The organism is Nonomuraea sp. B19D2 (assembly GCF_040137845.1).
GTDB lineage: Bacteria > Actinomycetota > Actinomycetes > Streptosporangiales > Streptosporangiaceae > Nonomuraea.
The window spans coordinates 66891-79619 of the sequence record NZ_JBEFAK010000037.1; the positions used below are offsets into that span (position 1 = coordinate 66891).

The following is a 12729-nucleotide window of genomic DNA, read 5'->3' on the forward strand; positions in this document are numbered from 1 at the left end:
CCTCAGATCTCCAGCTCTACGTTGTACTGCCTCATCCAGGTGTTGAACTGCAACGTCATCTCGATGTGCATCCTGCTGATCCACTCGTTGGCGCGATCGGACGGCTGCTCGACCGTCTGCCGGATCGCGTCGACGTCGAGCAGCGGCAGGGCCGGCGACGAGGGATCGTTGATCAGCTCGGTCAGCTCGCCGTGCAGCATCCGCGTGTAGGCCGGGTCCTGCGTGACCGGCCACGGGCTCTTCTTGCGGTCCAGCACGGAGCCGGGCACGAGATCGCGTACGGCGGCGCGCAGGATGCTCTTCTCCCTGCCGTCGAAGGTCTTGAAGCTCCACGGCGTGTTGTACATGTACTCGACCAGCCGGTGGTCGGCGTACGGCACCCGCAGCTCGAGACCGTGCGCCATGGACAGGCGGTCGTCGCGGTCGAGCAGCATGGGCAGCCAGCGGGTCAGGGTGACGTAGCCGACCGAGCGCATCTGCCGCTCCTCGGCGTCCCCTCCCTCCTGATGCGGCACCTCCGCCAGCGCCTGGCTGTAGCCGTCGGCGTAGAAGGTCTCCATGTCGAGCTTGCGCATCAGGCCCTGGTCGAACAGGCCCCTGCCCTGGCCGCGGGGCGAGCCCGGCTGGCGCAGCTCGTTGGCCGTCCAGGGGAAGGTGCCGGCCTTCAGCAGCTCGGGGACGTACATCCAGTTGTAGCCACCGAAGATCTCGTCGGCCACCTCCCCCGCCAGCGCCACCGTGGAATGCGTCTTGATCTCACGGGAGGTGAGGTAGTTGGAGGTGTCCATGTCGCCCAGCGTCGTCGGCATGTCCTGGGCCAGCAGCACCTCCAGCCGGGTCCGCGGGTCCATCAGGTCGCTCGTGTTCAGCATGATCCTGATGTGGTCGGAGCTGATGTGCCGCGCCATCTCGGCCGCGTAGGGCTCGTCCGGCGAGAACCGGACGTCGTCCGGCCGGAAGTTCTGGGCATATGCGTCGAACGTGGTCACGAACGTGCGCACCCGCTCGCCGTCGAGCTTCCACCGCCATTTGGCGGCGATCGCGGTGATGGCGCTGGAGTCCAGGCCGCCGGACAGCGCCGTGCACAGCGGGACGTCCGCCTCCAGCTCGCGCAGGACGATGTCCTCGAGCAGCTCGCGGACGTGGCCGATGGTCTCCTTGATGTCGTCGTCGTGCGGCCGTGCCTCCAGCGCCCAGTACGTCCGGTCCACCACGCCGTCGCGGCCGACGGTCAGCGAGTGACCCGGCAGCACGGCCTGCATGTCGCGGAAGACGGCCCGGCCCGGGGTCTTGGCGGTGGCGAAGAGCTCGCGCAGCCCGTCGAGCGTCACGGCGGGCCGTACCAGCGGGTTGGCCAGCAGCGCCTTGGGCTCGGAACCGAACAGGATCCCGCCCGGCAGCCTGGTGTAGAAGAGGGGCTTGACCCCGAGGCGGTCGCGGACCAGGAACAGCTCCTCCCTGCGCACATCCCAGATCGCGAAGGCGAAGATGCCCTCGAGGCGCTTGGCGCAGTCGCTCCCCCACTCGAGGTAGGAGCGGAGGACCACCTCGGTGTCGCTGCGCGTGCGGAACTCGTGCCCTCTGGCCCGCAGCTCCGTCCGCAGTTGCTTGAAGTTGTAGACCTCGCCGTTGTAGACGATCACGGCGACGGTGCTGCCGTCCTCCTCGACGGCGAGGGGCTGCGCACCACCGGCCACATCGATGATCGCCGTACGTGTGTGCCCGAGCCCGACATGGCCACGCAGCCACAGGCCCCGGTCGTCAACGCCTCGTTTGGCCAGCGCGTCCGTCATCGCCTGCAACGTCGCCCGCTCGGGCGTCAGGTCTCGTCCGAAGTCCGCCCAGCCGGCGATACCGCACATCCACATCTCCTTCGGTTGGTCCGCAAGGCTTCGCCCCAGGATGTGACCGCCGAGTCCAGCCGACCTCGACGACCACTCGACCGAGCATTCGACGGGGGCCTAGCCGGCCGTCTCCCGGATGCGGATCGACCGGGTCGGGCAGCCGCGGGCCGCGTGCCGTACGGCGTCGTGCAGTTCGGCGGACGGGTTCTGGTCGAGCACCTCGACCAGACCGTCCTCGTCCTGGTCGAAGACCTCGGGGACGCCGTAGACGCACAGGCTGGCCACCGCGCACGTGTCCTTCGTCGCGCTCACATGCATCGCACTCACCCGTTTCGGTAGGGAAGGTCTCACTGTGCGAAACGCGGTTCGCGAGCGGCTCGAGGACCTGTCTTCGAGTGAGGTTCCACGGCGCTGCGCCATGGTCTCGGTGACGTCAGAGCGCTATGGATGGAAGGAGGCCGGCCGATGACGCGCAGCGCACCCGGCTCCGTGCACGACATTCTCCGGCTCGGCAACGCATTCTGTGAGGCCCAGGCGCTGCTCACCGCAGTGGAGCTCAACCTGTTCACCGTGCTGTGCGACGGCCCGGCCACCGAACCCGACATCCGCCGCCTGCTGAACCTGCACGGCCGCGGGTTGCGTGACCTCCTCCGGCTGCTCGTCGCGCTCGGCCTGCTCAGGGAGGAGGACGGCCGCTACCGCAACGCGGACGTCGCGGAGCTCCACCTCGTCGAGGGCAGGCCCGGCTATGTCGGCGGCGCGCTCCTCGGCGCCAAGGCGAACCTCTATCCGCTCTGGGGCGAGCTGACCGAGACGCTGCGCAGCGGCCGGCCGCGATCGGCCGCCGACGGTTTCGCCGCCATGCTGAACGACCCCGCGGAGCTGCGGCGATACACCCGCATGATGGACGGCGCCCTGCAACCGCTCGTGCCGGGAATCCTCAAGGCCGTCGACTGGCCGGCCCACCGGACCGTCCTGGACGTCGGCGGGTGCCGGGGCGACCTGGTGGGGCAGCTCCTCCAGGCCCACCCGGGCCTGACCGGGCACGTGTTCGACCTGCCGCAGATGGAGCCGCTGTTCGACGAGCACATGGCCGAACTGGGCACGACCGGGCGGGCCCGGTTCCACTCCGGGGACTTCTTCGCCGACCCGCTGCCCCGTGCCGACGTGCTGATCCTCGGTCACATCCTGCACAACTGGTCACGTGAGCGCCGGGAGCAGTTGATGCGCGCCGCCTTCAAGGCCGTCAACCCCGGCGGCGTGCTCCTGGTGCACGACCGGATGATCGACGCCGCGCACCCGACCGTGGACAACCTGGTGACGAGCCTGGTGATGGCCCTGGTCACCGAGGAGGGCGAGGAGTACGCCATCGACGAGCTCGTCGAACTCGCCTCGTCCGCGGGCTTCGCCTCCGTGAGCCACCAGCCGCTCGACCACAACGAGACCCTGGTCGTCTGTCGGAGCGGCGAGCCGGGCCGGAGAGCGGCAGGGCGTCCAGCCCGTAACCAGCGGAGGCCCGAGGGAGCGCGACCATAAACACGCAGCGGCGAGCCGGGCCGGAGAGCGGAAGGGCGTCCAGCCCGTAACCAGCGGAGGCCCGAGGGAGCGCGACCATAAGCACGCGCTCAGGTCGTCCTTGAGCCTGGCTCGATCCCCCGAGCGGACGCTCGGAGCATGACATCCCCATCCTGGTCCAAACGTTCGTTCGTCACGCTCTTCATGAGCGACCTGTGGGAGCGCTTCGGCTTCTACGGCATGCTCGCCATCCTGGTCCTGTACTTCAGCGCACCCGCCGCCGACGGGGGCCTCGGGCTCGCGCCCACCGACTCCGCGGCGCTGGTCGGGGTCTACCTCGGCCTGACCTTCATGCTGTCCCTGCTCGGCGGCTGGGTGGGCGACCGGATCCTCGGCCCGCACGCCGCCACGCTGTACGGCGCCGTCATCGTGTCGGCCGGCTACTTCGTGCTCGCCGCACCCACGACCGCGGTGACCGGCATCGGCCTGCTGCTGGTGGCGATGGGCACGGCGATCTACAAGCCGAACCTCACCACCATGCTCAACCTGCACTACGAACGCGTACGCAGCGAGCGCGAGGCGGCGATCTCCGTCTTCTACGTGGGCATCCAGGTCAGCGCGCTGCTGGCCCCGCTGGTGACCGGCTACCTGGGCGAGCGGGTCGACTGGCACGCCGGCTTCGCCGCGACCGGGGTGACCTCCGTCATCTGCGCGCTGACCTACTGGCGCGGCAGCCGCCACTTCGACACCGCCGGCGCCCTCACCGTCAACCGGGTGAGCAGTCCGGAGCTGCGGCGATTCGGCGTGCGCGCGGCGATCCCCGCGGTCTTCCTGCTGGCGGCGGCGGTGGGCCTGGTGCCGCTCGGGCTGACCATCGCCATCTGCGGCCTGGGCATCATCGTGGTGCCGTTCGTGTCCTTCTGGCTGCTCCGCCGCCACCCCGACCTCACGGCGGCCGACCGGCGGCGCCTGACCGTCTTTCTGTGGCCGCTGTTCGGCTCGGCGCTGTTCTGGCTGGTCGCCGGGCAGGACGGCTCGATCCTGAATCTCTTCGCCCAGCAGTCCACCGACCGCGAGGTCTTCGGCTTCGTCCTGCCGGCCAGCTGGCTCCAGTCCGCGACGCCGCTGTTCATCCTGCTGGCCGCACCGCTGCTGGCGCGGTACTTCAAGCGCCACGGGCAGCACGTCAACGTGGCAGTGAAGTTCTCGGTGGGACTCGCCATCGTCGGGTTCAGCTTCCTGATCATGGCGGGCGCCGCCTGGCTGGCCGCGTCCGGCGAGAAGGTCTCACCCCTGTGGCTGGTCTCGGTCTACCTGCTGCACGCCCTCGGCGAGCTGATCATCGCGGCGGTCGGCATCAGCGCCGCCTTCGAGGTCGCTCCCCCGGCCTTCCGCGCCCGGATGATCGGTCTGTGGTGGCTGTTCTCCGCGCTGGGCGCCGGCCTGGCCAGCCAGGTGGTACGGGTGACCGCGGTCGTCCCCGACTCCCTCTATTACCTGGTCATCGCCGTGATCGTCACGGGTTTCGGTCTCGCGGTGGCCTACCGGCGTGACCGGATCGCGGCGGGCATCGTCCGGCCGGCCGAGACCGGCGAGCCGGCGGCCTCCACCGTCCTCCACTGAGTTCCGCACATTCCGCAACGCCGAAGGCCGGTGACGGTTGATCCGTCACCGGCCTTGGCCTTGCGGCAGGAGCTCAGCTCGCCTTGCGGGCGATCACGAGCGTGTCGTCGTCGCCGAGCAGGCGCACCTCGACCGACGTGAACCCGGCCGCCTCCGCGTGGCTCCGGAGCTCGCCCACGGTGTACTCCGACCCCCCGTCGGTCACCAGCAGCATGTCGAGGCTGATCACCAGGTTCTCGATCCGGCTGGACTTGCGGTCGAGCATGCGGTCGTAGACCACGAGCACGCCCCCGGGGTTGACGGACTTGTAGGCCTTCTCCACCAGGAACTTCCGCTGCTCAGCCGACCAGTCGTGCAGAACGTGCCCCATGACCACGATGTCGGCACTGGGCAACGGGTCGTTGAAGAAGCTGCCCCCGTGGAAGGTCACCTTGCCCGTCAGCCCCTGCGCGGCGGCGAGCTCCGCGGCGAACGGCGCCATCTGCGGCAGGTCGAACACCGCGCCGGCGAGGTGCGAATGCGCCTTGACGATCTGCGAGACCAGAGCGCCACGGCAACCGCCGACGTCCAGCACGGAGCTGTAGTCGCCCCAGCCCTCGTAGGCCTCGATCAGCTGCGGGCCGAGCGTGCGCGTCAGCGCATCCATCGAGTTGATGAACTGCCCCAGGATCTTCGGGTTCTCGACCACCTCGTCGAAGTGGCTGCCGGTCTGCGACTCTCCGGTGCGCAACGCCTCGGAGAGCCTGCCCCAGGCCGGATAGAGGTTGCGGTTGGACCTCTCGATGAACCCGCCGATGTAGGGCTCCGAGCCACGCACCAGATACTGGTCGGCGCCCGCGCTGTTGCGGTAGCGGCCGTCCTCGTGCTCCAGCAGGTTCAGCTCGACCAGCAGGTCGAGCCAGTCGGACAGGCCGCGGCCGTGCAGGCCGAGGCGCTCGCGGATCTCCTCGGCGGAGGCCTCGCCACCGTGCAACGCGGTGAACAGACCGAGTTCCACGGCGGTCAGCAGCGCTTTGGCGTCGCAGAAGGAGTTGGCCAGCCGGATGATCCCGGAAGGCTTGCTGGTGTCCACGGCTGTAGTCGTCACGTACGCATCTCCCTACGATTCTGGGTCGACATCGATCTTCCGCATGGACCATTTGGCGATCTTCAGCGACATCTCGATCGCCTCGGTCGCGTATCGCACCATTTCGGCCTGATAGGCGGCCACCGCGTCCGCCAGCGACACCTCGCCCCGCGCCACGGCCGCCAGGCCCCGGCTGAGGGCGCTCGCGTCGCGTAGCGCGGTGTTCGCCCCGACGCCGCCGGTCGGCGGCATCGTGTGCACGGCGTCCCCGAGGGGGATGACCTTCCCCTCGCCCCAGGGATCGACGGGCACCGTCGCCCTCAGCGTCAGCGGGTAGGTCTCGGCCGGTTCGGCGTGCGCGAACACGCCGCGCAGGTCCGGATGCCAGCCGGCGGTCCGCTCGAGCACCAGCTCGCGCAGCTCCTCGCCGGTCATCGCGAGGAACACGCTGTCGGGCAGGCCGAGCACGTCGCGGTGCACGCTGAAGACCGACATGTAGTAGTCCTCGGCCTGGTCGAACTCCACCCCCGGCCACAACCGCTCGGCCGCCTCGCGCGGCATGTCGCGGAAGACCATGGGCATCAGCGCGAGCCGGAGCCCGTTCGCCCCGGTGACGTTGACGAACCGGTCGCGCAGCACCTCCGGCAGGCCGGCCTTGATGGCGGCGGCCCTCGGCGTACGGGAGAGGATCGCGCGGACACCGAGGTCAAGGGGCCGGTAATCCGGCCGCAGCTGCTTGCGCACCTGTGAGTGGGCGCCGTCGGCCGCCACCAGCACGTCGCCCGTGACCGAGTGGCCGTCGGCGAAATGCGCCACGACCTCGTCGCCCACCTGCTCGAAAGCGGTGAACCGCTTGCCGAAGTGCACCACCCCGTCCAGGCCCGCGAGCAGCACGCGCCGCAGCGTCATGCGGTCGACCGCGTCGATCTTGTCGGGCGCGTCGCCGCGGGCGTCGCCGAACTCGGGGGCCCACTGCGGGTTCAGCTGCTCGTCGTAGGCGGCCAGGCCCTGCTCGTGCCGCAGGTTCGCGGTCGCGGCCAGCAGGTCCTGCGCGCGGCGAGGCAGGCAGTCCCGCAGCGCGCTCTCCCCTTCCGGGCTGATCCGCAGCCGGTAGCCCTGCATCCGGCCGCGGGGCGACGCGTCCCGTTCGTAGACGTGAACGTCCTCGACACCCGCCTGCTTCAGCCCCTGGGCGAGACAGAGCCCGCCGATGCCGCCGCCGATGATGATGATCCGTAGCGGCATCACAGCACCACGTCGGCGATCCGGTCGAGGTGGTCCGGATCGGCCGTGCAGGAAAGGATCAGCAGCTCGTCGCAGCCGTTGGCCGCGTAGGCGGCCGCCGCGTCCTTGAGCACGCTCTCGTCCGTGACGGCGCCCTTCGCGAGATGCTCGGCCATGGTGCCCATGTAGGCGTAGTAGCTGAGCATGTGCTCGGTGGCCCGCTCCTTGCCGTCGGGGCCGAGGGACACGTAGCAGTTGGTGCCCATTCTCGGCGTGCCCGTGCGGCCCTCCTCGTCCCAGAGCTCCTTGAATTTGGCCACCAGCTCGGGGAACTTGTGCGGCGGGCCGCCGGGCGAGATCCAGCCGATGCCGTACTTCGCCGCCCTGCGCAGGCCCGCGGGCGAGTGCCCGCCGGCCCAGATCGGGATGTCCCCGTTGACGGGACGGGGACCGACGCCCGGAACCGGGCCTTCGCCCTTCCAGACCTCCCTGAGCTCCTCGATCATCGCGTCCAGCCGCCTGCCGCGGGTGTGGTAGTCGGTCCCCGTCGCGACGTAGTCGTCCTCGCGCATTCCGGCGGAGACGCCGACGATGAGGCGGCCCCCGGACAGGCGGTCCAGGCTGGCGAGCTGCTTGGCCAGCTCAACGGCGCTCGGCCGGTAGGCGGCCAGCAGGATCGCCGTCACAAGCTTGATCCGCTCGGTCACGGCCGCCGCGGCGGAAAGCGTGACGATGCCGTCGTAGTTGTCGTAGACCATTCGATCGACCACCGTCAGGCTGCTGAATCCGAGGCGCTCGGCGCGGCGCGCGAACTCGATCAGCTGGCTGCCGTCAGCGCCGGGAATGGTAGTCGGAAGGCATACTCCGATATCCATGAACGCTCCTCTGTGCTTGCCTGGCTACCGGCGTGCACAAGTCTCCGAGCGGTCACTGGGGGCGCGGTCGAGCCTGGGTCGATACGCCTGTCCGGCGCGTTCGACGACGCGTCGAGTTCGCCTGGCTATTTTCGGCTTCCTAGCCGACCGTCGAAAGGTATGCCATGAAGCTGGGCGCGATCATCGAGTGGACGGACGACCTCGCCGTATTTCGCGATGTGGTTCGCCTCACCGACGAGCTCGGATATGACGTCATCGGGGTCGGGGACACTCCGGCCCGGGCCTACGAGTTGTTCGTGTCGCTCGCCGTGGCGGCGCAGGAGAGCAAGAACGCGACGCTGACGACCATGGTGACCACGCCGTTTCTGCGCCACCCGGTCGCCACCGCCACGGCGATCTCCACCCTGCACGAGCTGACGGGCGGCCGGGTCCATCTCTCCCTGGGCAACGGCGGCAGCACCAGGCGCGTCGTCGGCCGCTCCCCCGTGGGCTCGCCGCGGCAGCTGTTCGACTATCTACGGGCCGTACGGGAGATCCTCAACGGCGGGACGGCGGAGGTCGACGGCTTCACCACCGAGGCGCTCACCCGGGTGCATCCCATGCCGATCCACGTGGCCGCGGACTACCCGCAGAGCCTGCGCCTGGCGGGCGAGACGGCCGACGGTGTGATCACCACGGTCGGGATGTCGGCCGAGCACGTGGAGCGGAAGATCGCCATGATCCGGGCCGGCGCGGAGCAGGCCGGCCGCGACCCCGACGCGATCGAGATCTGGGGCTTCAGCTTCATGTCCGTCCGCGACACCCGCGAGGAGGCGATCTCCGAGATCGCCGCGGCGCTGGCCTCCGACGTCGCCCTGCGCCTGAAGGCCAAGCACATGCGCAAGCTCGTCCCCCCCGCCCTGCTGGGCGCGGTGGAGGAGATGGAGCGCCGCTACGACGTGTGGGACTTCGTGCACGGGGGCAAGAACGCGCGCCTGCTGGAGGAGCTGGGACTCACCGACTTCGCGCTCTCGCTCACCGGCGTGGCGGGGACCGTCCCGGAAGTGGCCGAGCAGCTGAAGGTGCTGGAGTCCGTGGGCGTCACGGGGATGCTCGCGGCGCTGCCCGTACTGGCCGACCCGGCGACGACGCTGCGGGGGCTCCGCAAGGCGGCCGACTCCCGCTGACGATTTCACGCAGAACCGGCCCCCACCCGGGAGGTGAGGGCCGGTTCTCGTGGTGTCTGCTCAGCCGACCGCGTCGAGCTCCTCCGCGGGCTGGCTCGAACGCAACCCCAGCCGGGGCTGGGTGACCAGGTACAGCCCGCCGACGGCGTTGGCCGGGTCGAGCGGCGACTGCTTGATCTCGTGGACCCGGTTGAGGTTGTTCAGCGGGTTGGGATCGCCGCTCTCGGCCCCCTGCAGGTGGGCCTGGACCAGCTTGTACGCCTGCTCCGCGTCGTTGAGGTCGGCGATTCCGGTGATGATGCGGTCGAACGCGGCCTGCACCTCCAGGTGATCCCGCTCGCCGGAGGTCAGCCGCTGCGCGTTGTAGAAGTGGTGCTCCTTGCCCCGGTAGCTCTCGTAGAACACCGAGACCAGCACGAGCAGCCGCTGGTAGGCGTGCTGGTAGACGTGGGAGTAGAAACGCCCCGCGTCCTCCTCCTCGACCTCCCCGCGCAGCACGCTGGACAGGCTCGCCGCGGCGAGCATCGCGCTGTAGGTGGCCAGGTGCACGCCGGTGGACAGCAGCGGGTCGAGGAAGCAGGCGGCGTCACCGGCCAGCAGGTAACCGGGACCGGCGAAGGTCTCGGTGACATAGGAGTAGTCCTGCTCGACCTTCATCCCGCCCACCTGCTCGGCGCCTTCCAGCATGGCCAGCACGGTCGGGCACTTGGCCAGCGCCTCGTCGTAGACCGCCTGGATGTCGCCGTTCAGCCGGTTGCGGCTGTCTCTGAACAGGTCGCGCCCGGTGACCAGGCCGACGCTCAACGTCCCGTCGTGCAGCGGAATGGCCCAGAACCAGCCGTCCTCGACGGAGCACACCGCGATGGCGCCCTTGGGCCCCTTGTCGAGCGGCTTGGCGTTCTTCCAGTACGTCCACGCCGCGACGTTCTTGAACACCTCGTGCATCCGGCGGCTCTTGAGATGCCGGGTGGCCAGGATGCCGCCGCGGCCCGAGGCGTCGATGACGTGGCCGAACTCGATGCGTCCCGTCCGGCTGGAGTCCTTGGTCTCGTACCAGGTGGCCGCGACCGCGCGGTCGCCGTCGAACTCGACGTCCCGCACGCTCACCCCCTCGTGCACCTCGACACCGAGCTCGCGGGCGTGATCGAGCAGCAGCTGGTCGAACTCACTGCGTACGACCTGCCACGCGTTGGGGGTCTCGTCGCCCATGTTGCTGAACTTCACCTCCCACTCCTCGGGGCCCCAGGCGAAGAAGGCGCCGCCCTTGGGCTGGAAGCCGTGGGCCTCCACCTTGTCCCAGACCCCCAGCAGTTCGAAGATCGGGCGGCAGGAGGGCAGGATCGACTCGCCGATGTGGTAGCGGGGGAAACGGTCGCGTTCCAGAAGGGTCACCTGGAAGCCCTCGCGGGCCAGTAATCCGGCCGCGGTCGAGCCGGCAGGGCCGCCCCCGATGATCAGAACCTGGGTTGATTCGCGCATGACTGGATCCTTCCGTCCTCGGGTTGAAGGTCGCTCGTACACCGGTCAAGGGCGACGACGCAGCAAGAAGCAGGCTGAGCCGCTGCCGGCGACCGGGGCAGCGAGCCGGCGGATCGTGAAAGTCTCCTCATACAGCTCCCGTTCCTCTCCCGGCCGGAGCCGGCCGGGATATCGCATGCGCGTCCATTTCCACCAGGGGATGTCGTTGTAGAAGCACCACATGAGGACGAGCCCGCCCGGGCGGGTCCACTCGGCCACGTGCGCCGCGACCGCCGCCCGTTTCGCGGGGGCCACGTCGTCGAGCGACCCGTAGTCCACGATCAGGTCGTACGGCCCGGCCACGCCGTCCACCTGTGGCGCGGTGAAGTCGGCCCGGACGAGGTCCACCTCCACGCCCGCGGCTCTGGCCGCGCTGCGTGCCTTGGCCAGCGCCGCGGGAGAGAAGTCCACCCCGGTGGTCTCGAACCCGTGCCGGGCCAGGAAGACCGTCTGCGTGCCGTCGCCGCAGCCGAGGTCCAGCGCGCGGCCGGGACCCGAGATCTCGCCGCCGGCCAGCAACTGCGCGAGTTCCGGTCGAGGCTCGCTGGTCTCCCAGGGCGCCCCGACGCGGTACATGAAGTCGTAACTCCTCCGACGGGCCATGCCACACCTCATCTCGTCCTGGCGCCGGTCAGCGGCGCGGCATCCGAAGCGACCGGCTCGTCCCAGTCGATCCGGTGGCGGTGCTGGTAACCGAAAGTCCGCTCCGGTCGCAGGACCGTTCTCAGCGCCAGGGGCAGGAGCATGCTCATCAGCCCGCCCGCCACCGGTCCGAGCAGCTTGCTGCCGTTGGTTCTCGAGGCCTGTGTGATGACCCGCTCGACCCTGGGGCGGCGCAGGCGCTCGTACGCGGCGAAGGCGCTCGAGGGGTCGGGCAGGTCGCGAAGGCAACGGGCCAGCTGGACCGCGCTCTCGATCGCCAGCGAGGCGCCCTGGCCCGAGCTGGGCGAGGGCGCGTGCACGGCGTCGCCGACGAGGACCATCCGGCCCCGGTGCCAGCGCGGCACGCTCGGCATGATCTCGACCGTGCCCAGGACGATCAGGCTGTCAGGGCCGGTGTGCCGGATCAGGTCGCGGGCGGGCACGTCGCCGGCGTAGACCTCGGCCAGGCGCCGCAGCCACTCGGCCGCCGGCACCTGGCGGGCCTGGGCGGCGGTCATCGGCTCCGCGTGGGGGAGGTTGGCGAACCATCCGGTCCTGCCGTCGGGCTGCAGCCAGTATCCGAGGAACGCCCGCCGGCCGAAGGCCATCCAGAGCTCGTCCGTATGGGCGGGGACGGCGTGGTCCGCCAGGCCGTCGAAGTTCAGCAGCGGAACGTGGCGCGGTCCGGGAGCGCCGGGGTCGATGAGGGTGCGCACCGTGGAGCGGATTCCGTCGGCGCCGATCAGGATGTCCCCGCTCGCGGTGCTGCCGTCGGCGAACCTGGCCGTGACGCCCGCCGGTGTCTCTTCGGCGCCGACGAGGCGCTTGCCGTACCTGATGCTGACGCCGTTCGCCGTGGCGTGGTCGTGCAGCGGGCCGTAGAGATCGCTGCGCCACATGGTCTGGCTGGCTTCGAGGCCCGGCAGGCCGGGCAGCTCGCCCAGCCGCTTCCCGCGGCCGTTCGCGACGACCATGCGCCTGGTCAGCTGGCCGACCTTGCGCACCGTGGCGTCCGCGCCGGTGATGCCCAGGGCGGCGAAGCCGTTCGGCGCGATCGTCAGCACGCTCCCGACCCCCTCGGCGGGGCCGGCGTACGCCTCGTAGACGGTCGCCTCGATGCCCGCCTTGCGCAGCGCCAGCGCCAGCACCGGACCGGCGATGCCGCCCCCGATGACCAGCGCGCTGCCTATTGCCATCGTCGAGCCTCCCGAACGCTTGGGTTGTGCCGGTGGCGAAACGCTAGGCGCCGGGGCTAG

At 70.0% G+C, this 12729-nt stretch carries 11 protein-coding genes; 3 read left to right on the top strand and 8 right to left on the bottom strand.

Annotation, left to right across the window (positions count from 1 at the left end):
- Positions 1–2 precede the first annotated feature (2 nt).
- Together asnB and ABN273_RS43870 are read right to left on the bottom strand one after the other, a co-directional pair.
- On the bottom strand, positions 3–1862 hold the full coding sequence (gene asnB, locus ABN273_RS43865; protein WP_349455493.1) for an asparagine synthase (glutamine-hydrolyzing): 1860 nt from the start codon (positions 1860–1862) through the stop codon (positions 3–5).
- 99 nt (positions 1863–1961) lie between these two features.
- Positions 1962–2162: a ferredoxin gene (locus tag ABN273_RS43870; protein ID WP_349455494.1), complete on the bottom strand. Its 201-nt coding sequence runs from the start codon at positions 2160–2162 to the stop codon at positions 1962–1964.
- Positions 2163–2309: 147 nt separating this feature from the next.
- Here ABN273_RS43870 and ABN273_RS43875 point away from each other — a divergent pair, with 147 nt between their 5' ends.
- Both ABN273_RS43875 and ABN273_RS43880 read left to right on the top strand, forming a co-directional pair.
- Positions 2310–3380, top strand: a complete 1071-nt coding sequence (locus tag ABN273_RS43875) for a methyltransferase (protein WP_349455495.1) — start codon at positions 2310–2312, stop codon at positions 3378–3380.
- A gap of 138 nt (positions 3381–3518) precedes the next feature.
- Positions 3519–4982, top strand: a complete 1464-nt coding sequence (locus ABN273_RS43880; RefSeq protein ID WP_349455496.1) for a peptide MFS transporter — start codon at positions 3519–3521, stop codon at positions 4980–4982.
- A gap of 73 nt (positions 4983–5055) precedes the next feature.
- On the opposite strand, the gene ABN273_RS43885 is transcribed toward ABN273_RS43880, so the two are convergent.
- From ABN273_RS43885 to ABN273_RS43895, 3 genes are read right to left on the bottom strand one after another with little or no spacing between them, the layout of a single operon-like run.
- The gene (locus ABN273_RS43885; protein ID WP_349455498.1) at positions 5056–6069 is read right to left on the bottom strand and encodes a methyltransferase; all 1014 of its coding nucleotides are present in this window, start codon (positions 6067–6069) and stop codon (positions 5056–5058) included.
- A 12-nt stretch (positions 6070–6081) separates the two neighbouring features.
- Complete coding sequence (locus ABN273_RS43890; RefSeq protein WP_349455500.1) at positions 6082–7293, bottom strand: FAD-dependent oxidoreductase; 1212 nt, start codon at positions 7291–7293, stop codon at positions 6082–6084.
- Entirely contained in the window at positions 7293–8147 is an 855-nt protein-coding gene (locus ABN273_RS43895; protein WP_349455502.1) for an LLM class flavin-dependent oxidoreductase, read from the bottom strand. Before ABN273_RS43895 ends, ABN273_RS43890 begins: the two co-directional genes overlap by 1 nt.
- 164 nt (positions 8148–8311) lie before the next feature.
- Between ABN273_RS43895 and ABN273_RS43900 the strand changes: the two genes are divergently transcribed.
- The gene (locus tag ABN273_RS43900; RefSeq protein ID WP_349455503.1) at positions 8312–9313 is read left to right on the top strand and encodes an LLM class flavin-dependent oxidoreductase; all 1002 of its coding nucleotides are present in this window, start codon (positions 8312–8314) and stop codon (positions 9311–9313) included.
- 60 nt (positions 9314–9373) lie between these two features.
- Here ABN273_RS43900 and ABN273_RS43905 read toward each other — a convergent pair whose 3' ends face one another.
- From ABN273_RS43905 to ABN273_RS43915, 3 genes are read right to left on the bottom strand one after another with little or no spacing between them, the layout of a single operon-like run.
- A complete protein-coding gene (locus tag ABN273_RS43905; RefSeq protein WP_349455504.1) occupies positions 9374–10792 on the bottom strand; it encodes an NAD(P)/FAD-dependent oxidoreductase in 1419 nt (472 codons plus the stop codon).
- 45 nt (positions 10793–10837) lie between these two features.
- On the bottom strand, positions 10838–11434 hold the full coding sequence (locus ABN273_RS43910) for a class I SAM-dependent methyltransferase (protein WP_349455505.1): 597 nt from the start codon (positions 11432–11434) through the stop codon (positions 10838–10840).
- An 8-nt stretch (positions 11435–11442) separates the two neighbouring features.
- Positions 11443–12669 (bottom strand): FAD-dependent monooxygenase, encoded by a 1227-nt coding sequence (locus ABN273_RS43915; protein WP_349455506.1) that lies wholly within the window; start codon positions 12667–12669, stop codon positions 11443–11445.
- Positions 12670–12729: the final 60 nt, after the last annotated feature.